General features: G+C 42.1%; 16 protein-coding genes, 1 tRNA gene and 2 rRNA genes (1 of these 19 cut by a window edge). 13 read left to right on the top strand and 6 right to left on the bottom strand.

Features of this window, described 5'->3' with window-relative positions; genetic code table 11:
* The 3 genes from JGUZn3_RS01705 to JGUZn3_RS01695 all read left to right on the top strand — a co-directional run.
* Window positions 1-1,514: ribosomal RNA gene (locus JGUZn3_RS01705) — 23S ribosomal RNA — on the top strand; it begins 1,231 nt to the left of the window's first position.
* A 146-nt stretch (window positions 1,515-1,660) separates the two neighbouring features.
* A 5S ribosomal RNA gene (gene rrf / locus JGUZn3_RS01700) occupies window positions 1,661-1,776 on the top strand.
* 44 nt (window positions 1,777-1,820) lie between these two features.
* Window positions 1,821-1,897 (top strand) — tRNA-Met (locus JGUZn3_RS01695).
* A gap of 1,004 nt (window positions 1,898-2,901) precedes the next feature.
* Here JGUZn3_RS01695 and JGUZn3_RS01690 read toward each other — a convergent pair.
* Window positions 2,902-5,106: a TonB-dependent receptor gene (locus JGUZn3_RS01690; protein ID WP_203414043.1), complete on the bottom strand. Its 2,205-nt coding sequence runs from the start codon at window positions 5,104-5,106 to the stop codon at window positions 2,902-2,904.
* A 550-nt stretch (window positions 5,107-5,656) separates the two neighbouring features.
* Here JGUZn3_RS01690 and JGUZn3_RS01685 point away from each other — a divergent pair.
* Complete coding sequence (locus JGUZn3_RS01685; protein WP_203414042.1) at window positions 5,657-7,345, top strand: alpha-keto acid decarboxylase family protein; 1,689 nt, start codon at window positions 5,657-5,659, stop codon at window positions 7,343-7,345.
* Between the two features lie 60 nt (window positions 7,346-7,405).
* Here JGUZn3_RS01685 and JGUZn3_RS01680 read toward each other — a convergent pair whose 3' ends face one another.
* The gene (locus JGUZn3_RS01680) at window positions 7,406-8,776 is read right to left on the bottom strand and encodes a UdgX family uracil-DNA binding protein (RefSeq protein ID WP_203414041.1); all 1,371 of its coding nucleotides are present in this window, start codon (window positions 8,774-8,776) and stop codon (window positions 7,406-7,408) included.
* A 258-nt stretch (window positions 8,777-9,034) separates the two neighbouring features.
* On the opposite strand from JGUZn3_RS01680, the gene JGUZn3_RS01675 reads away from it, so the two are divergent.
* The 4 genes from JGUZn3_RS01675 to JGUZn3_RS01660 all read left to right on the top strand — a co-directional run bounded on the left by JGUZn3_RS01675 (window position 9,035) and on the right by JGUZn3_RS01660 (window position 13,648).
* Window positions 9,035-9,391 (top strand): hypothetical protein, encoded by a 357-nt coding sequence (locus tag JGUZn3_RS01675; RefSeq protein ID WP_203414040.1) that lies wholly within the window; start codon window positions 9,035-9,037, stop codon window positions 9,389-9,391.
* A gap of 120 nt (window positions 9,392-9,511) precedes the next feature.
* Window positions 9,512-11,398: a Hint domain-containing protein gene (locus JGUZn3_RS01670; RefSeq protein ID WP_203414039.1), complete on the top strand. Its 1,887-nt coding sequence runs from the start codon at window positions 9,512-9,514 to the stop codon at window positions 11,396-11,398.
* Between the two features lie 801 nt (window positions 11,399-12,199).
* A complete protein-coding gene (locus tag JGUZn3_RS01665) occupies window positions 12,200-12,337 on the top strand; it encodes a hypothetical protein (RefSeq protein ID WP_203414038.1) in 138 nt (45 codons plus the stop codon).
* A 339-nt stretch (window positions 12,338-12,676) separates the two neighbouring features.
* Window positions 12,677-13,648, top strand: a complete 972-nt coding sequence (locus JGUZn3_RS01660) for a tyrosine-type recombinase/integrase (protein WP_238996856.1) — start codon at window positions 12,677-12,679, stop codon at window positions 13,646-13,648.
* Window positions 13,649-13,852: 204 nt separating this feature from the next.
* Here the strand turns inward: JGUZn3_RS01660 and JGUZn3_RS01655 are convergent, their stop codons facing one another.
* The 3 genes from JGUZn3_RS01655 to JGUZn3_RS01645 form a co-directional block, all read right to left on the bottom strand.
* Window positions 13,853-14,614 carry an ORF6N domain-containing protein gene (locus tag JGUZn3_RS01655; RefSeq protein WP_203414036.1) on the bottom strand — a complete coding sequence of 254 codons (762 nt, stop codon included), beginning with the start codon at window positions 14,612-14,614 and terminating at the stop codon, window positions 13,853-13,855.
* A gap of 3 nt (window positions 14,615-14,617) precedes the next feature.
* Entirely contained in the window at window positions 14,618-14,953 is a 336-nt protein-coding gene (locus JGUZn3_RS01650; RefSeq protein ID WP_203414035.1) for a hypothetical protein, read from the bottom strand.
* Window positions 14,954-15,039: 86 nt separating this feature from the next.
* Window positions 15,040-15,732, bottom strand: a complete 693-nt coding sequence (locus tag JGUZn3_RS01645; protein WP_203414034.1) for a helix-turn-helix domain-containing protein — start codon at window positions 15,730-15,732, stop codon at window positions 15,040-15,042.
* A gap of 104 nt (window positions 15,733-15,836) precedes the next feature.
* Between JGUZn3_RS01645 and JGUZn3_RS01640 the strand changes: the two genes are divergently transcribed.
* The 4 genes from JGUZn3_RS01640 to JGUZn3_RS01625 all read left to right on the top strand — a co-directional run bounded on the left by JGUZn3_RS01640 (window position 15,837) and on the right by JGUZn3_RS01625 (window position 19,793).
* Window positions 15,837-16,052, top strand: a complete 216-nt coding sequence (locus JGUZn3_RS01640) for a YdaS family helix-turn-helix protein (protein WP_203414033.1) — start codon at window positions 15,837-15,839, stop codon at window positions 16,050-16,052.
* A gap of 119 nt (window positions 16,053-16,171) precedes the next feature.
* Window positions 16,172-17,281, top strand: coding sequence for a hypothetical protein (locus JGUZn3_RS01635; protein WP_203414032.1), 1,110 nt, complete (start codon window positions 16,172-16,174; stop codon window positions 17,279-17,281).
* 86 nt (window positions 17,282-17,367) lie between these two features.
* Window positions 17,368-17,652 (top strand): hypothetical protein, encoded by a 285-nt coding sequence (locus JGUZn3_RS01630; protein ID WP_203414031.1) that lies wholly within the window; start codon window positions 17,368-17,370, stop codon window positions 17,650-17,652.
* Window positions 17,649-19,793 (top strand): DNA topoisomerase 3, encoded by a 2,145-nt coding sequence (locus JGUZn3_RS01625; protein WP_203414030.1) that lies wholly within the window; start codon window positions 17,649-17,651, stop codon window positions 19,791-19,793. Before JGUZn3_RS01630 ends, JGUZn3_RS01625 begins: the two co-directional genes overlap by 4 nt.
* Here the strand turns inward: JGUZn3_RS01625 and JGUZn3_RS01620 are convergent.
* Window positions 19,785-20,048 (bottom strand): hypothetical protein, encoded by a 264-nt coding sequence (locus JGUZn3_RS01620; RefSeq protein ID WP_203414029.1) that lies wholly within the window; start codon window positions 20,046-20,048, stop codon window positions 19,785-19,787. The two genes, JGUZn3_RS01625 and JGUZn3_RS01620, sit on opposite strands and share 9 nt — an antisense overlap.
* A gap of 90 nt (window positions 20,049-20,138) precedes the next feature.
* On the opposite strand from JGUZn3_RS01620, the gene JGUZn3_RS01615 reads away from it, so the two are divergent.
* The gene (locus tag JGUZn3_RS01615) at window positions 20,139-20,708 is read left to right on the top strand and encodes a toxin-antitoxin system HicB family antitoxin (RefSeq protein WP_203414028.1); all 570 of its coding nucleotides are present in this window, start codon (window positions 20,139-20,141) and stop codon (window positions 20,706-20,708) included.
* The last annotated feature ends 46 nt before the right edge of the window (window positions 20,709-20,754 follow it).

Raw genomic sequence — 20,754 nt, 5'->3', positions numbered from 1 at the left:
AAGTGAGAATGCTGACATGAGTAGCGACAAACAGTGTGAGAAACACTGTCGCCGGAAGTCCAAGGGTTCCTGCGCAAGGTTAATCCGCGCAGGGTTAGTCGGCCCCTAAGGCGAGGGCGAAAGCCGTAGTTGATGGGAATCAGGTGAATAGTCCTGAACCTGCCAGAAGTGACGAATGTGAGATGTTGTTAGGCCTTATTGGATTGGTCTAGCTTTTTGAGCATTCCGGGAAATAGCTCTGGCGTATAGACCGTACCCGAAACCGACACAGGTGGACTGGTAGAGTATACCAAGGCGCTTGAGAGAACGATGCTGAAGGAACTAGGCAAATTGCTCGTGTAACTTCGGGATAAGCGAGACCTGTGAGTGGGCAACCATTTGCGGGTGGCACAGACCAGGGGGTAGCGACTGTTTATTAAAAACACAGGGCTCTGCGAAGTCGAAAGACGACGTATAGGGCCTGACGCCTGCCCGGTGCCGGAAGGTTAAGAGGAGGTGTGAGAGCACTGAATTGAAGCCCCGGTAAACGGCGGCCGTAACTATAACGGTCCTAAGGTAGCGAAATTCCTTGTCGGGTAAGTTCCGACCTGCACGAATGGCGTAACGACTTCCCCGCTGTCTCCAGCATCGGCTCAGCGAAATTGAATTCCCCGTGAAGATGCGGGGTACCCGCGGTCAGACGGAAAGACCCTATGAACCTTTACTGTAGCTTTGCAGTGGCATCAGGAGAAAGCTGTGTAGGATAGGTGGGAGGCTTTGAAGCGGAGGCGCCAGTTTCTGTGGAGCCAGCCTTGAAATACCACCCTGAATTTTTCTGATGTCTAACCGCATCCAGTTATCCTGGATCGGGACCCTGCATGGTGGGCAGTTTGACTGGGGCGGTCGCCTCCCAAAAAGTAACGGAGGCGCGCGATGGTGGGCTCAAGCCGGTCGGACATCGGCTGTTGAGTGCAATGGCATAAGCCCGCCTGACTGCGAGAGTGACAGCTCGAGCAGAGACGAAAGTCGGCCATAGTGATCCGGTGGTTCCACGTGGAAGGGCCATCGCTCAACGGATAAAAGGTACTCTAGGGATAACAGGCTGATCTCCCCCAAGAGTCCACATCGACGGGGAGGTTTGGCACCTCGATGTCGGCTCATCACATCCTGGGGCTGGAGCAGGTCCCAAGGGTTCGGCTGTTCGCCGATTAAAGTGGTACGTGAGCTGGGTTTAGAACGTCGTGAGACAGTTCGGTCCCTATCTGCCGTGGGTGTTGGAGATTTGAGAGGATTTGTCCTTAGTACGAGAGGACCGGGATGAACGCACCTCTGGTGCACCGGTTGTCGCGCCAGCGGCATGGCCGGGTAGCTAAGTGCGGACGGGATAATCGCTGAAAGCATCTAAGCGAGAAACCCACCTCAAAACAAGATCTCCCCATTAGGGCCGTGGTAGACCACCACGTTGATAGGCCGGGTGTGAAAGCGCAGTAATGTGTGAAGCTAACCGGTACTAATTGCCCAATTGGCTTACCCTTTATGGCCTGCTTGCAGGCCCATAATGTGCACAGAGACCATCTACACACAACCTTCTCATAATTTTATGGCCTTTCTGGCTCTCGCTTTGCTCTATCCTTAAACACCTCCATCCACCCGCACACAGTTTATCGGGTGGGCTTGATGACTTGGTGGCTATGGCGGGGAATGATCCACCCGATCCCATCCCGAACTCGGCCGTGAAATGCCCCAGCGCCTATGATACTGCGTCTTAAGACGTGGGAAAGTCGGTCGCCGCCAGGTCTTTAAGCCCACTCGACCCCCTAAGAGCTCATCAATACACCTAACGCGGGGTGGAGCAGCCCGGTAGCTCGTCAGGCTCATAACCTGAAGGTCACAGGTTCAAATCCTGTCCCCGCAACCAAATTCCATACACCACCCCCGACATCTCCCCATATCCATCATACATGACACCCCCAAGGCACCCTTACAGGGGAGTGTCTGCAGAACTGTGTTCTCACTAACCCTGAAGGTTGGCGCAGATAATAGAACACGTTGCTCCAAAGACCATATAGCAGTATAGTAAAGAGGAGAATAAAAGCTCCTAATCATCATATAAATACTAAGCCAGTCATCAGTCATCAGTCATCAGTTATCCTGGCATTCCCATCAAGGTCATCCGTAAGAAAACCGGTTCGGGTAAAATCCGTCTCTCGATCCTCGAAAAAGGGCTGGGTGTTCTCGCGCATCTACGCAACGTCATGGCCCCCTCTCTCTAAGAGGCTCGTCCTCTCTAAGAGAGAAAAAGAGCCCCAAGATAAGGGGGAGCCATGTATAGGTTTGGGTTGCTCTCCTACGTTTAAGAAAAGCGCCATTCCTTCAAAGGTCAGGCTATATTCCGCAACCCGTTCAAGGCTTCAGGTGCTTAGTTCTGTCCTCTCTCAATAGCTCTTCCATACACTCCTCCTAAGCTCTCAGACTTCGCGCATCATCTCATCAGGAAAATGGACAGTGCACAAAATAAAAAATAGTGATACCGTAATAAAAAACTCAAAAATCACTAAGACTAAATGCCCCAGGCCCTGAATTTTGTTTCAGAAAAGATCCAACCCCTCTTGAGGGAGAAAGAATCGATCAATGCAAGGCTTTTGACCATAAGCTTGACAATGATCCAAGGAAGAAAATGCTGACTAACGCTTGGTGGGAAAGAGGCTGGAATAGCCGCTCAAACACCATGCCACAGCCTTCAGCGCATAAAAAATACGCCCAAAAAATATTCACAATAAAAAACTAATTAAAAATCATAAAAAAAAGAAAAGAAAAACATCTCTCAGAAACAGAGAGAATGCTTGTCTTGTAGACAACCTTATTCTAATAAATCAAATAATAATGTTGTATAATAGTTTGGCTAGGGGGGAGAGGTCTCTCCTAAAAATGTTGGGATAGGCCTGCGAGAATAGTCCGCCTGAGCCCATATTGGGGAGCACCTACGCCTACGCCTGTTCCGTCACGGAGTTTATAGGTGTGATCAAGGATATTAATAACATCCAGGCGAATTTGTGTGTTCTTTAGGAAAGATGTGGCCAATAGGTCTTTAAAGGTCTGAACTGCTGAAAAATTAAAGCTCACATAAGCAGGTAAAGAGGAGCCATTAGGAGTGGCACCGTCTTTTCTGAGACCACTCCCATAAAGCATACTAAGAGATAAACGAGTAGGATGCCAGGTGTCGTCGAAAAGAGTATAGGCAGCTCCAGCTGAGGCCGTCCATCTCTGATCATGATCAAGATGAACCCATCGATTCTTAATATAAGAAAGGTCATCAGGGTCAAAGTTGAATTGAGCTGAGGTAATGTCCTTACCAATAGCTCGTGACCATGCTGCGTTCCCGTAAAGGGAAAGGGGACCTTTATCATAAGAAAAACTCAGTTCATAGCCATGGACTTGCCCTTTTCTGTAATTAAATCCTGAGAGAATGATAGGAGAGCCAAATTGGCCTTCATCAATGAGGTTATGAGCCAGTTTTAGATACGAGTCGAAAGCAGCACGAAGGCCAGGAAGGAAAACATGCTCAACACCAATATCAAAGTAATGATCTCTTTCGGCCTTAACCGTGGAGTTCCCACTACCAGGAGCCTGTCCGCTTGTATTTTGGTAAGTGCTCAGAGATTGATTACTGACGACCTCAAAGGGAGGGGGGGTAAAGTAACGGGAATAACCTGCATGAAAGGTCGTATTATGAATAGGTTGCCAGATCAGGTTAATACGGGGGCTGAGTTGTTTTTCATGGGTGTATTCATCAACAATATCAAATCTTGCACCGTAGTTCAGGGTAATTTGTTGGAGGGGTTTCCATTCATCCTGTAAGTAAAACCCATAAATTGCACCGGTTCTTCCGCTTCCTTCTTGCAGGGCAAGGGGAGAGTTACTATAGAGAGGCTCTTCATCGTCTCCACCAATAATAGGATAAACGTTGGAATTGGCTTTTGAAACATTCCGTTCAATATAGAAAAGATAACCCCCTCGAAGGGTATGCTCATCGTTAATGAGCCAGGATAAATCCATTTGGCTGCCAGTAGACCAAACTGAACGAGCAGATTGTTGGGCAATACCTAGGTAGGGAAGGTCCCGGAGTGGATCAGGAGAATAGCGGAGGCTACTGTAGCGTGTAAAAACAGAGGTTTGAAAATCAATATCGCCGATTTCTTTTTGCAAGGACAGAATGGCAAAGTCGGTAATCTGCTTTTGGTGTTCAGTCATATCCAAGCTGCTGAGCGGGATATCGTTCAGAAAGGGGAAGTCGGCTGTGCGGTCTCCTCTATTGGGGATTTGATACTCCGCATTAGAAATTCCCCCAATGAGGCTGAGGCTTGTTGTATTATCCACTGCATAACGCAGATGGGCTAGGCCGTCATAGCGGTTGCTTAAATCGTGAATAGCATTGAAATCGGGTAAAGGATTTTCAATACCCACCCGGTCATGAGTGAAACTTCCTGTTATAAAATAGTCCCATTTCCCGCTTTCTCCACCATATTGAAAGGATGGGAAAAAATAATCGCGTGCCCCGCCATACAGAGAGGCCTCAGCTCCCCCGTTTCGGTGGCCAGTTTTGGTTTTAATATCAATAACGCCAGCTTGAAGGAAACCATATTGGGAGGGTAAGGCCCCCGTGGTGAGAGAAACGCTATCGGCAAAGCGGGTCATGAGGCTTTGGCCGAAAACAGCAATACCTTCCGGAAGTTGAACACCATCAATTCGGTATTGGACTTCATTATGATCACCGCGGATATGGATTTGGCCAAAACTATCTTGTGCAACGCCGGGGGCTTGAAGCAGAAGTTGGTTAAAGGGGACGTTGTCACCACCGGGAATAGTTTCAATAGCTTTACGGTTAAATATATAAGTGGTGGCGCCTGTTTTTGTGTCTATTTTCGCCCGTTTTTGATCGACATGGCCAAAAACAGTAATGGATTCTGTTGGGGAGGGGGAGTCTTGCGTTTGCGTGGTGTCTTGCGTTTGTGTCGTAAAGGATGTTTGCCCATAAGTGCAGGTAGGGATGCTGTATAAAGTAAAGCTGCCAGCAATGGAAAGAAGGTATTTTTTCATAGACTTTAAGAGAGAAGAATTTTTAGACATACCATGCGTTCAGAAATTATGAGATTACATTAATAGTATGTTATATTATAACTGTTATTGTCTAGTGTTTTATTGTAAATTTGTATTTGGAATTGCTTATTGTAAATTTAAGAGGACAAGCATAAGGTATGAAAGAGCTGATTTCGAAAAGAGATTTTATTTAAGCCGTTTATTGCTGAAACCAGTAAAATACGATAAAATATCGAGAAATAAAGTGAATAAAGCGTTTAAAAAAATAGTATTGTAAATACTCTTTTAAAGATTTTATGCCTATTCAAAGAGTATTTTGTTTTTCAACTGCGGGAACATCAGCTCTGGGTTGCATAATTGAGAGGGAAATAAAAATTTTTCTTTGTTATAGAAGGCATGGAATGGCAAATTGTTTTGGTCAAGATTTGGGCTCAAAAAAGATTGCCCCTTTGCCGATTATAACTTTTGCGGTCGATCTGTCCTGAAAATTAAGGGGCAGTATTGTTTCGTTGTTGAGAGAAAAGTATTTTTATATCCGAAATACGCTCATTGTTAGAATATTTAATTTTTGGAGAAAATAATGCAGTATACTGTAGGCCGTTATTTGGCTGAACGTTTTGCCCAGATTGGTATTGAGCATCACTTTGCCGTAGCTGGAGATTATAACCTTATCCTGCTGGATGAACTGCTGGAAGGAGGTCGAACAAAACAGGTCTATTGCAGTAACGAACTAAATTGTGGCTTTGCTGCCGAAGGATATGCGCGCGCACGAGGCATTGCTGCTGCCATTGTCACTTTTAATGTGGGGGCTTTTTCAGCGTTAAATGCTATTGGCGGTGCGAATGCCGAGAATTTGCCAGTTATCCTTGTATCAGGAGCCCCTAATACCAATGATTTAGGGAGTGGTCGCATATTGCACCATACTATTGGTACGCCCGATTATTCCTATCAATTGGAAATTGCCAAATATCTAACCTGCGCAGCAGAGTCGATTATCGATCCTCAACAGGCTCCCGCTCAGATTGACCGCGTAATTCGTATGGCTGTTCTGCATAAAAAGCCGGTTTATTTGGAAATTGCCTGTAATTTATCGAATGCGCCTTGTGCAGCCCCTGGCCCAATTGAAGGGGTCATAGAAGAAGTTCCCACTAATCATAAGGCTTTGTCTGATGCTGTTGATGCTGCTGTGGCATTTCTAAAAAACAAGAAGAAGCCAACCCTTCTCATAGGAACAAGAATCCGGTCGGTTAAAGGGGAAGAAGCAGCTGTTAAACTTTCGGATTCTCTTGGATGTGCCGTAGCGACCATGGCGTCTTCAAAAAGCTACTTCCCTGAGAGTAATCCGCATTATATTGGTACCTATTGGGGTGAAGTGAGCGATCCAGGTGTACAGAAAGTTTTTGATACTTCTGATGCCATGATATGTCTGGGGACCGTTTTTAACGACTATTCTACTTCAGGCTGGACTTCAGAGCCTTATAAAAAAGAGATTATCCAGGTTCATCCTTGGCATGTTGAAGTTGGTGGAAAATCCTTTTCTGGTGTTCACTTACGGGATTTTGTATTGGCTTTGGCTGAAAAAGTTACAAAAAATAGTAAGGCCCTTGAGGAATTCAAGGCTTCGGGTGCAAAACGTCCTGAAATTAAAGCAGCCAATCCTTCTGATGCCTTAACTTGTGCAGAATTAAGTCGCCAGATTCAGGGTATGCTGAATCCACATTCAACCCTGTTTCTTGAAACGGGAGATTCCTGGTTCCATGGTGTTGCTATGACTCTACCGAAAGGGGCACGTGTTGAATCTGAAATGCAGTGGGGGCATATCGGCTGGTCTGTTCCTTCGGTGTTTGGTTATGCTGTTGGGGCAGCGCCACAAAGGCAAGTGATTGCCATGATTGGTGATGGATCCTTTCAGTTAACGGCGCAAGAAGTTGCGCAAATGATTCGTAACAACCTGCCTGTTATTATCTTCCTGTTGAATAATAATGGCTATACGATTGAAGTTAAAATTCATGATGGTCCTTATAACCGTATTAAAAACTGGGATTATGCCGGAATTATTGCGGCTTTTAATGCCCAGGATGGTGAAGGTAAGGGATTAAAGGCCGGTACGGGAAAAGAGTTGGAAGAAGCAATAAAAATTGCCGTAGCAAATAAAAAGGGCCCAACTCTTATTGAGTGCGCTCTTGATAGCGAGGATTGTGCCACTACCCTTGTTAAATGGGGTAAGTTGGTGGCCAAGGCGAATTCGCGACCAAGAAAAGCGGACTAAGTTCACTTTACTCTTTTGACGTAAAAAGCCCCCATGAGGGGGCTTTTTTATTAAAGGATCTTAGTTTTTTGTTACTGCTAATTGGTAAGCTTGTTTTATATCTTCAACGAATTTGAAATAGGCTTCTCTCTTACGGTCTTTGTTATCCTCCATTCGGAGGAGATAAGAAGGATGAACAGTAATAAGCCCTATTATTTCTGGGGAAAGGGTAAAGGGATTAGAGCGTTCTTTGAGAACGGAAACAGGCCGTTTGAGAAGGGCTTTCGCTGCTGAGCCACCCAACATCAGCACGACTTTTGGTTGGATCAAGGCTTTTTCTGCTTCTAGCCATAGCGAACAGGCATGGATTTCTTCGTCATTCGGCGTAACATGTAATCGCCGATTGGGGATTTGCTTAAACTTAAAATGTTTAACGGCATTGGTGAGATAAATATTCTCTCTTTCAAATCCAGCATGTTTAATAGCTTGTGTAAGCACTTTTCCTGCCGGTCCCACAAAGGGCCGGCCTTCTATATCCTCCTGATCACCAGGCTGTTCACCAACGAGCATTAATGGGGCTTGGGTGTTACCTTCCCCAAAGACTGTTTTCTGGGTATTGTAACATAACTGGCATCGTTGGCAGGAAAGGGCTTGTTCTTTCAGCTTTTCCCAAGTGGGATAAGGGGTGGTTACAAGCGGTTCTATTGTTTTTTTTGTTAGCGATGAACTGTGCAGTTGGGATACCGGCATAGGGAAGGGTGGATTCGCTTTGGAGAAGCTGTAAAGATTAATCGGTTGGTCGGAAACCTCTTTTTGCGTGGTGGGCAAGGAGCAAACATACGCCCACATATCAGCCAGCTCTTTGGTGGTTGGTGGTTTATTTATAAAAGTTAACGGTGGTTTAAGAACAAAAATTTCATCGTTAGTAGTATAACAGGCTGCCGAAGGTGAAAAAATTGCCCATGATGCCTGATTAAGTTGGCTGGAGAAATAGGCATGATTGGGTGGTATGATATACGAAGAAAAAGGTGACCAGCCCAGATATACTTCTTTGCTGCGATAAGCTACAGTATGAAATAATAAAGAACGACGAAGAGTAAAAGTCTCATTTTCTACGGTATTAGCTAGTTCTAAAGCCTTTTTGATAAAAGGATCATCCAGTTTTATATCAAAGAGGGTAATATGCTGGGTATGTCGCCATAATAATTCATAAAGTAACGACAGCCGACAATCCTCTGCAGATTGCATGACTGCCTGGAGAGTGTCATACAGCGAACGTGGGACTGTAAATCCTTGAGAAGGGTTTACAGAAAAGTTCGTAACATCTTCATTGGTTGGACCGATTCTCCATGTGACTTCTTCCGGAGGGATACGTCTTTCAATGAGGTTTTTTGCAAGGCTCTTCCAATACGTCCATGCGTAGGGATGGGGAATTGTAAAAACATAGGTCATATAAAGAGGGGGAACCCATTAAAAATACGTTAAAAATAAACTAATGCATTTATTGAGTTCGACAAAGCCAATTTTTTAGGGGCTTTTATTGGTAGTCATAATGGGCATCTCTATAATTCATAATTTTGTTAGGAATAGCCCTGTTTGATTAAAAAAAACTATTGATTTTTAATTAAATTGTTGGTAATTCAATAACTAGCTGATTAATAATAACTAAATATTAATCAGTATTTAAAATTTAATAGGAAAAAATAAAAAATGCGTGTACTTGCTTCTAATGAAATTGAAATGGTATCTGGTGGTATTGCCACTGGTTTTTTTGATGCTATTTGGGGTGGTGTGACTAGTACTCTTATTGGTGCAGCTGTTGGCCTTTTTGGTGGTGCTCAGAAAGGGGCTCAATACGCAGCTGCTGGTAATGGCGGTCAAGACTTCTTGTCAAATGGTCTTTCTGTTGTTGCTTCTGTTTTAGGTACAGCAGCTGGTGGTGTTTTCGGCGCCGTAGCTGGTGCTGTTGGTGGTCTTGGTATGGGCCTTCTGAACGGAACAGCTGAATCAACACTTCTTGCTAACAACCTGAACAACTACCTAAATCAGGCTACAGGTTTTGCCTGATACAATAAAGTAGCTTTTTCTTACTAAGCTATAAAAAAGCCAAGCCTGACTATATTATATTCTATGGTCATAGCTTGGCTTTTTACTATTATAATTAAGAATTCTAATGGGGGGATATTAATGGCGGATTATACAATAGATGGTACAAACATTACAATTACAAGTCACGATGGGTTAAGTGACTATCTTAATTCGGGCGGTAGCCTTTCTGGGATGACAATTGTACTGACAGCATCATCTTCTGATACAGGGAATAATGTTTATACTCTTGACGACTTGCTACCAGGGGGTACAGCTTTCACTTCGGGCACTTCAATTGTTGTTGGATCCGGTGTTGTATTAAGTGATAAGTGGGATGCCTACAATACTCTTTATAATACTACTACTGGTACTCAACCGAGTACTTATTCAGCAAATATAACATCTATTGTTTTACAGGGCAATTCATATCTCCGTTTTGGTTATCCTGTATTGTCAAGTGTGAATACTCCGAGTAATGCAGGGGAATCAGCGGCGAGAAATCACTTTGCTTTAACGGGGGGTACGACCGCTAATATTACTTATGATTCTACTGTTAACGAATCAAGTCCTGTATATTATGAATCGGTATATTACAGTAGTCCAACAGCAAATCCAGCCACAGCCAGAAATCAATTAACAGGTATTCCTGCTGTAAATTACTTTACTACGGATGGTAATGGTGATTATACTTCTGATGGTAGTAGCATTCAATTTAGAATAGTGAGTACGGCTGGTAATTTGCTCACGGAAACCTCCAACCCTACTTATACTAATGTTGTAAATAATGCTAACTTAAGGGTGCAAGCGACATCTAATTCTGGTTCTTCTGTTGTTGCTTTACAACCGTCTGGTAGACCTAATTATTCTTTTAGGCTTCCTACTGTAGGTTTTGATACGATACTGTTTGCTGCAGCTGGTTCAACGCTTAGTGACGGTCAAACTACAGCTTTTTATGGAGATAATGCTGCTGAACTAAAATGTTTTCTATCAGGGACTTTGATTGAAACAACATCGGGTTGGCGAGCTGTTGACGAGATTGAAGTTGGTGATCAAGTTATTACTTATGTTGATGGCAACACAGTTTCTCGTTCTGTAGTATGGGTTGGTTCATCTAATGTAAAAGCGTCTGCAGATAATTTTCTTATCAGAATAGTCCGTAATGCCTTAGCTGATAATGTTCCTTCATCAGATCTCTATGTAACAGAAGAGCATTGTTTATTCTTTGATGGAAATTTTGTTCCAGCCAGAATGCTGGTTAACGGAAGCAGTATCTCACGAGTTTATGATATGGATACTTTCCGGGTCTATCATATTGAGCTTGAAGAACATGCTGTTATTAATGCTCAAGGTGTGATGACAGAAAGCTATCTTCATACAGATAACCTTTATAATCTTAAATCTGTGGGGAAAGTAACAAAACTTCATGCTTCTAGACAGGTGTGGGGCGTTGATTCAGCAGCTCCTTTAAACACAGAGCGTGGTTTTGTAGAACCAATTTATAGATTCCTCGAACAACGTGCCGTTTCTCTTGGAATGGAGCAAAAAGTTGTTTCTGTGGAAACAACGTATGATCCTAGCCTGAGCTTTATTACATCATCTGGTAAAGATCTTTATTTCAGCAGAAAGAATAACTGGGTATTTGTAACTATTCCTCAGGGAGTAAATGAAGTATATGTTAAATCAAATTCAGTGAAGCTTTCAGAAATGGAAGGTCCTTTTGTTGATGATAGAAGAAATCTAGGAGTTCTTGTTGGTAAAGTATTACAAGTTACCAACGAAGAGATCGCTGATATAAATATTTTTGAATCAGGACAGGGTAATGGCTGGTATATTTGTTCTAAATCCGCTAATTGGACGAATGGTTATTCAAAAATTAGTTTAGAACTACAGGACCAATCTGTACTGGCTTTAGAGATCATTGAAACTCCTCGTTATTTTGCTAAAAATGAGCAAAATCAGACAACTATTTGCCGTAATGTAGCCTAATTTTTAGGTATATATTAAAAACAATTAAAGGACTCATGCTGTTAGCTGAGTCCTTTAATTTTGTTTCGTTGCCATATCCTTTGTTGCCATATCACACTTCTCTATCGTGACAAATTATGGATATACGAATAGCTATGCCGTTCCATTAAAGTGAATGGCATCATTTCTATGGTACATTTGCAAATAAAAGAGGTTAGGTTAGTAGCCATTATATAGATAATAATTTTTGCATTTAATGTGTTATTACGCTCAATCATATCAAAAACAAGGTTTTTCTCTTTATAACTTTGACCTCGTAAAGTTTTAATTGCTTATTTCGCTATCTGTTTTTGTTTTTCTTCTATAGATAGTTTTGTTTACTGCAAGATTATTCAAATATATTGTTACCAGTCCGATAAAAGTAGTTTCTAATTCTATAAAATCAAAACCTTTGTAGAAGGTTTTTATGGCCTTTTCCCATGAGAACTTAAGCCTGTTTAGGTCATACTGTTATTGCCGATAATTCCAATGATGGGTTTGATACGAATATTGGGATGATTATTTGAAGGCTATGTTATGGCCATAAAAATCAGCATTTCTATAGTCTTGGTGGGCATGGGGAAAGCTATTATCGTTTAGAGTCATTGAATAAGGATTTTGCAAATATTCTAATCCGTTTGGGTGGGTTTTGTTCAGTCGGGATATGACAGATGGTAAGCAGGACGATTATGGCGAGCAAATTCATCATGATATCGCCAGGGAGCATGGGCCTAATGGCGATGTCTTGAAATGCCACAGGTGGGGTGGGTAGTAGGCAGGGATATGGTTTCTCTCATATGGGAAGACCGTGAGGTGAATATAACAATTATTGCCAACCTAGCAAGGATTACAAATAAAGCTATTTTTCGGGATATTTTTGGCCGTAATCCTAAAGATGACGAAATGGACAAACTTGTGTGATTATGACTGTAAGAGATAAGTAACAGGTCTGCGTGAAGGAAGAGGGTTGGTTTTCTACACTAGAGAGGTGTGGTTATTGTGATTAAACCAAGCTCTATCATAATTTATGGAAATGAGGGGGAAAATGGTGCCGGGTGAGAGAGAGTTTTAGCTTAGTGAAATCAAGAAAGTCCTTATTTTACAGTCTTTTTTTATGTCTGCTTATCTCTTCTTACCCATGTTTTTTACCCCTATCTACACCATTTTTACACCATCCTATAAGCTAAGTTTATTACTTGAATTCTAGAAATAGGTGTAATTTTGGCATCATTTATTAAAAGAGGGTCGTCATGGAGAGCCATGATAGTAAAAAAGGGTCAGCGAGTAAATGCAACGTTTGACACTTTGCAAGAAGCTAAAGAGTGGGCCTTGTATGCAGAGTCGTCTATTTTGGCAGGGGAGAAACTTGCTCAAGAGGTAAAGCCTGTTTCTAAGAGCGAGACGCTCGCAAATTTATGCGCAAGATATGCTGTAGAAGTATCACCTCAAAAAAGAGGGCAAAGATGGGAAACGCTTAGGTTAAATGCCTATAAGAAATATATAGCATTCAATAAGCCCATTCAGGAACTACAACCTTTGGATTTAGCTCTCTGGAGAGATGAGAGATTAAAATCTGTTAGTCCTGCAACAGTGAACAGAGATTTGAATTTAATTTCTGCCGTGATTACGCATTCAATGAAAGAATGGCGTGTTCCAGTTTTAGTTAATCCTGTGAGCCTTATTCGTCGGCCTAAAGACCCGCCTGCCCGTAAGAGAAGAATCTCTCATGAAGAAAGGAGCGTTCTAGTCTCTGCTTTGGGATGGGACATGAATACCCCTCCTGTTACACAAAGGGATTATGTCGCTTTTGCTTTTCTATTGGCACTGGAAACGGCGATGAGGCGAAGTGAAATATTATCTTTAACGTGGGAAGATGTGTTTATTGAACAGCGATATGTTCATTTGAAAATGACAAAAAATGGAGAAGAAAGGGACGTACCCTTATCCTCAAATGCTTTAAAACTAATAAATATATTGTCTATCGGTAGACCATCTGAAAGGTTAGTTCCTATAGAACCTGGGTATTTAACAACAACATTTAGAAAAGTTAAAATAGAAGTTGGGTTAAAAGATTTAAGATTTCACGACTCCAGAAGAGAAGCCGCGACTGAATTATCAAAGCGGCTCTCTAATGTTTTGGAGTTGGCAGCTGTCACGGGGCATAAATCTTTGAAAATTCTTCAGGGATATTACAGACCTGATCCAACTTTTCTGGCTAAAAAGTTGGAATAGACCTGGGCCTACCCATTTTAATGGCTTTGTCGTTAGTTGTGTTTCTGTAGAATTCTTTTACAGTTTTTTCATCCCAACGAAGAAACTGTATGTTTGGGACACAGGGTGGAAGTTTTTCAGGCGTTTTGCATCTATATTTATAGATAGTTTTTTGACTGCATTTTAAAAAATCCGCTAGTTCTTTAATAGTCCACAGTGACTCACTCATTTGTTTTCTACCTTGAGTTGGTTTTGCCCCCAGAAAGCATCATCGTCCATGACTTCACCTTTGAAGACAACAATGCCTTTAACCATATGTGAGAAATCGTGTGCGCTTATAGTTTGAGAGTTAAACCGTGAGCGACGGCTAGTAATGTGAGAAACACCGATCAACTTGTTTGAGATGTTTACGGTTTTTCCGCCAATATCGTAGCATTCGTAAATTTCAGTTTTCTTATTAACTTCCATTAAATAGAAGCCGTTGTGTGAGAAGCTATTTGTGGGTAACCAGCCGATAAGATCGTCTTTATTAAGACATGGCCCATAGTTGGTATTGCCAACGCGCATATACTGGATTTTTGGGTTTTTAAAGAAGAGGTTGGGCCTTGTTTCGTTTTCTAAAGCAGAGCTGGATGTTCTTACTTTAAAATAGCCATTCACCAGTTGGCGTTGAATTTGCCATGCTTTTTCGTCAGTAAAAGATTTGACAAGCATAAGATAGCCTGTTTCTGTGAGAAGAATGCCTTTTGGAGTTCGGGGTGAGAATATACCCGTTAATGACTGACGACGAAATTCGTCGGCAGTCAGTTCAAAGTAGTCCTCGTCCATAATGAGACGGCTTCTATTCTCTCTGAAATTTCTGCCGGCAGTTCCTTTTGGCCTTTCATGAATTTGGTCGATCATCTCTAATGTGAGAACAGGTCTTTGCTTGTACTCTACAATGTTGAGTTCTTTATCTTCAACAGTAATAATGTCTTGATGTGTCATGGTTTAGTGACTCCATTTCTGGTTATCAAGAAAAGAGCTTAGGAACCGAATGTGGTAGTCCAACTCCTCATGGAGTTTTTCTGAAAAGCCAATTTGCATGAAAAATGCTACCGTATCTTTACGGTAATGCCAGTAGAAATTGCTCTGTTCGTTTTCATCACAGATTACTATTAGATCATTCCATTTTTGAAGTTTTTCGAAAATAGTCTGAATATAGAGGAAGTCTTCCCTTTGGCAGGAAAGGTACCCATTATGGTTTTTCTTAAATAAAATTCTGGATACGGCGACCAATTGTGGGTTCAGGCTTTGTATGCCCATACCCTCTACGTAAATGTCCATAGTTACTACCTTCCTATTAAATTATAAGGATATAGTAACTTGTAGTTACATAATATACAATATTAAAATGTAATCAGTAATAGCTTTTATGCTTCTATTCTGAAACCACCGATAACTAACCCTTGGATTTTTAAGTCTGGGAAAGATGTGTTCTTGTCTTGTTTTGTAAGGGTATATTCTAAAGAAAAATGTGAAAGTATGATTGGCTTTTCAAAATTGGGGTCATCGCTGCAAGAATATAAAACAATTTTACCATCTTTTTTTAATTTTAGTTTTTTTATAGAGACTTCAAATTTTCCAGTTAGGTGATCTCTTCTTATTATCGAAACATAATTGCCATTACTGGGAGCACTACTAAGATCAGCAAAGTCTACTAATACTATGATTGAGTTAATTGGATAAATTTTATTTACTGATTCATCCATTACTAATAAAGCATATCTGTTAATATTTTCGTATTTTTTAAAAAAAGGCACTGAGAATACTGTCTGTTTAGAGTCTTCATAGACATAATCTGTTTTCCAGAAACCTTCCTGAACTTCACCAATAATATGGATTTTGGATGTGTTTGTTGTTGTGGGAAGTCCAGCCAGCAACCAATCAACGCTAACTTGAAAATATTCTGCTATGGCTGAGAGAGTAGCCCGCCCAGGCGAGTTGTTCCCGTTCTCTATGGCTGTAAGAAACGGTCGCGATATGCCTAATGCTACGGCCACTTCAACTTGTGTTAGATTTCTCTCTTTTCTGAGTTGGCGGATACGGAAGCCTATGTCGTTCATTCTATTCATTTGGCAAGTTTGCAAAAAAAACAACACTAGAGGGATGTTCGTAGTAACAAAATATGATTGACTAATTATGTAATCTAAAGTTACATAAAGGTATTATGATCAGTGTTTCAGAACTTATAGAAAAAGCCGGTGGTGTCGTTACGGTTGCTCGTGCGGTAAACAGAACGCATCCGGCCATTATCAAGTGGAAAAAGGGGAAAGTCCCCAGTATCCATGTGCTGACACTCGCTAAAATGGCGGGTGTTAATCCAGAAGAAGTAAGGCCCGATGTTTTCGGGAATACGGATACGGAAGAAGAATTTAAAAAATAGGGCGTGAAGTGACTTCGAAACACCTTCACGCCCAGACTGTTAGGACAGCCAATGTATCTTGTAATACTAAACGGTTCTGCTGTCGATTGCAACTTTTTCTGTGAGGAAGGGGCATTAAATTGAGACGGGCAGATCGACAGAAAATACTCGATTTTTTTATAACCAACCGTGAATTTAAAGCGCTTTCGCCAGAGGCGGTTCTATTATGGTTCGATCTGGCTCTTTACCTGCATGAGCGTGACTTAACCGCGCTTTCAGCGCAGTTTGCCAGTGACAATGTGCTGGATACGCTGTTTTCAAGGAACAGAACATCCTCTTGTGCAAAATTTGTTGAAGAGCTGTGTTTTTTTTCTCTCATCAAGAGGGAAGAAAACGGTAGTCTGGTTTGCTGTTTTCTTGAAAGATTGCAGCAGGTTAGAGAAGCCAGGAACCAGAAGCGGAAGAACCCTATTATTGCCAGAGAAGATCAGCAATTTACCGTATCTGCGCAGGTGCATGGAGACCGACGCTCCCTAACCAGCCGTGAGAATGGCAGGAAAGGCGGAAGACCCTCCAAACAGAGAGGTGGTAATCAACCTTCTCTTTTGTTGCCGATTGCTGGCGGAAATTTACCGTCCAATAACCTAAAAAACCTAACGCATCAGGAAAATAGGTTTTTAGGTTTTGAAAAATCCCATAAGACACAGGATTTTTCACCAAAAGTAGGTTATTTAGGTTTTTCTAAAGAAAAAGAGAAAGAAAATAATATAAATTCCTCTTTTTCTTCCTCTGGCTTGGTTGATGAAAAACCTAACACAAAACCTAAACCTGTTTCTGATGAAGTAATTGCTTTTGCTAGTAGCTGTATGGAGCGGGCAGGGATACCCCAAACTCCGGCTTCTGTCAGAAAGCAGCTCTGGCAGGTGCAGCAATGGCTAGCGAGTGGCGTAAATCAGTTAACCACACTTGAAGCCATTGGCTATTTAACCGCTAAAATGCAGAAAAATAGGCAGAAGCCGGATCATTTAGGGGTGTTTGCCAAGATAGTAGAAACCTTCAGCAGGCAGGAAAACGCTGTTGAGGCTGTTATGCCAGTTATAGAGCAGGCCAAAGAGGAAGATCTTCAAGCTGAAGAAGCCTTCAGAAAGGATTTTCAGGCATGGCAGAAGCGGTATGAGTCCTCCCATGACTTTGCCGAACTTGCCAAAATGCCCCATCTTGAAAACTATCTCCCCAGAAAATCAGCCTGACTTCAGTAAAGGAACAAAACCATGGAAGAAAATTTAAAAGACGAGATTAAAGTTAAAAATATACGGGCATGTATGGAGAATTTAGGATGATGGTTTTAAAACAGATACACGTAGATTGGATTAATAATTATATTAATAAAATATTAATAAAGAAGAAAAAGTTAAGTGTTTATAGAGATGTAGTTGATTCTGATTCTTTTGTTGAATTTTATTTTTCTTCCATAGAAGACTCTTTTTTTAAGAAATGGGGAGCCCTTCCGTCAGATGAGCAGATGTATGCAATATCCTGTGTAGTTCGTTCAGCTTTTAATATAGATTTTCCTGAACCTATTATTGAGTTCAAAGGGATTTCCTTGGAGGACGTTCAATGACAACCCTCTACATTGCTGAAAAGCCCTCTGTGGCCCGTGTCCTGGCTGATGAGTTAGGTAAGGAAGTCCAGAAAGAAGGCTATATCCAATGTAAGAATAACGTGTTGATTACGTGGTGTTTTGGCCATCTTTTAGAGCAGGAAGAACCCGATGCCTATCTCCCAGAAACCGTACCGGTAGGAAGGAATGGCCGTAAGCTTTGGCGGAAAATTGACCTGCCAATTATTCCTACAACATGGAAGCTCAAACCCCGTAAGGATGCCTTCAAGCAGTTCAAGATCATTCGTGACCTGTTAAAACAGGTTAAAATTGTTGTTCATGCCGGTGATCCTGATAGGGAAGGGCAGTTGCTTGTTGATGAGGTTTTGGAGTATTGCCGTTTTAAAGGGGTAATCAAGCGCTACTGGGCCAGTGCACAGGATAAGGCATCAGTGCGTAAAGCCCTTTCTCATCTGGAAGATAACCAAGATTTTATAGGGTGGGGCCATGCCGCACTGGCGCGTTCCCGTGCTGATTGGCTCATTGGGATGAACTGCACCCGTGCTTACACTCTTTCTGCCCGTGATCAGGGGGTAAACCAGCTGTTGGTAGCAGGGCGGGTGCAAACCCCAACATTAAGCCTCGTCGTGAACAGGGACAAAGAGCGCGAGTATTTCAGGGCAAAGGCTTATTATACTCTTGCTGGTCTGTTTTATTGCCCTGATGAAGCAGGGCAGGTGACAGCCCGATGGAAGCCTCGTGATGGGCAGGAGGGATGCGATGAAGAAGGTCGTCTCATTGACAAGGCTTTAGCAGATAGGCTGTGCAAGGCGCTTTCCGGTCAGTCTGGTTGCTTAACCAGCCTTACCGAAGAGGACAAGAAGCAGGCATGTCCTAAAGGCCTTTCTGGGGCTGATATTGCCATATTGGCTTCTAAAAGATGGGGCTATACAGCCCAACAAACATTGGATGCCACTCAATCACTCTATGAGAAAAAACTGATCACTTACCCACGGACGGACTCTTCCTTTTTGCCCCAAAGCCAGTTTGGCGAGGCAGGTGAGGTGTTAGAGTGTGTCGGAAAGAATAACCCTGATGAAGTTTTGTGGAAGGAGGCAAACCCTGCTTTAAAGTCCCGTATCTGGAATGACCAGAAGGTCACAGCTCATCATGCCATTATTCCCACGCGACATAAAGGGAGTATGCCAGCATTAAAGCCAGAGGAGAGAAACATTTACCGGGCCATTTGCCAGAACTATGTGGCGCAGTTCTTTCCTGATCATCTCTACAAGCTGAAGACAGCTTTGTTTGACGTTGAGGGAGAGCAGTTTGTGGCCACTGGCCGCACTGTAACACAAATGGGTTGGAAAGTGCTCTATCAGGGTCAGCAGAACGGTGATGAGGAAGAACAGGGCAAGCCAGAAGGTAAAGATAAGGGCAGTGAAGGCAGTGAGAACGAAGGTGCTGTCTTCCCAGTCTCTCTTAGGGAAGGTATGGTGGTATTATGTTATAAGGTTACCAGTGAGGCAAAGCAGACCAATCCCCCAGAAGCCTTTACGGAAGGCAGCCTGATACAGGCAATGATCAACATCCAGAAATATGTTTCTGATATCAAGCAGAAAGCCATGCTTAAGGAAACAGATGGGATTGGCACAGCGGCTACTCGCGCAGCCATTATTGAGGAATTGGTCAGGAAGGGTTATCTGGAGCGTAAGAAGAAAACCCTGATCAGCACAGGTGTAGGCCGATTGGTTATTGCGTGTTTGGAAGGTGTGCTCACTGAACCGGCTATAACGGCCCTGTTTGAGCGCCGTCTCAAGGAGATACAGGATGGAAAAGAAGGGGAAGCCCGCTTCCTGACCAGCATTTATGATTTGATCAATAAGGAAATGGAAAAAGCTTTTAGTAAATCATTTACAGAGTCTCAAGCTTCTGTTTCAGATCGTAAGAAGGCAGGTCAGAGTCAGACTGGAAAAAATTTATCAGCTGCCACCAATGAGGTGTCTTACTCCTGCCCAGATTGTAATAAACCACTCGTGAAACGAGAAGCCAAAAGCAGCACAAAGAAAAACCCCCGTTACTGGTGGGGGTGTAGTGGCTTTCCATCCTGTAAGGCCATGTATTTTGATAAGGATAACAAGCCAGAGTTTGTTTCAAAATAGGCTGAAATCTTGAGTCAATCCACTCTTGTGAAGGGTGGATTTAAAATCCTCCAGATCGATTTTTACAAGATAGAGCATAAGCTTGATTGTGTTTATCACTTCCGTATGGTAATAAGCTTCAGGCGTTTGGTCTTCCAAGGGGTGAAGTTTTTCCACATACTCTTGAATGACATCCACGAGTAAAGGGATTTTATAGGCAATACAGCCACTTTGATAGTCAAGGTCTTCTTTTTGCATCAACGTTGAATTCTGCATGGGTCACCTATTTATAAAATGACATAATATGATATAAATATATCGTATTTAGTTAATTAATAATTAAATATTACCCATTAAAGTTGAATAATGTCCCGTAATCCCCAATTCCTGCTCCGTCTTAATGAAGACTTGAAAAAACAGCTGCATCAACAGGCGGTTGGTCGTGGAATTTCTCTCAATGCACACATAACGGAAATTCTGAAAGAGTATTTGGAAAAGGAAAAAAAGCAGAAACTCATTGCAAGAGAGCAAAAGAGTGGTTTTTCCAGAGAGCGAAATGAAGAAGATAGTGAGAATGGGATTGCTGATTATTTGAGTCTTGGGCAGGATGTTGTTAAAATATTGGAGGAACTACAAGAGCTCCATCGGCTACCAAATATAGAGGCTGCCATTGCTAGAGCTTTAGAAAGTTTTGCTACTTTGACTCACTGGGAAAAGAGTAAATTACCAGAGATTAAAGACATTCTACAAGAGCTACAACTGGAGATGAAATCAGGAAGGACTCTCTTGGATTTAATTCCCTTTCTACAGGCCAAATCTTTTGTAAAGGGAGTTAGCTATAATGGCCGCTCTCGTGAAATTACGTTCAATATGCAAGATGATTATGTTTTTGGCATCATTAATGAGAAAGGGGAAGCGAGAATAATAAAAATGTAAAATATTGAACAGTATTTATTTTATTTAAAAAAAATATTATAATTTC

Source organism: Entomobacter blattae (assembly GCF_014672835.1).
GTDB lineage: Bacteria > Pseudomonadota > Alphaproteobacteria > Acetobacterales > Acetobacteraceae > Entomobacter > Entomobacter blattae.
Note: the sequence above shows the minus strand (reverse complement) of the source record. Positions and strands in the feature narration are given on the sequence as shown.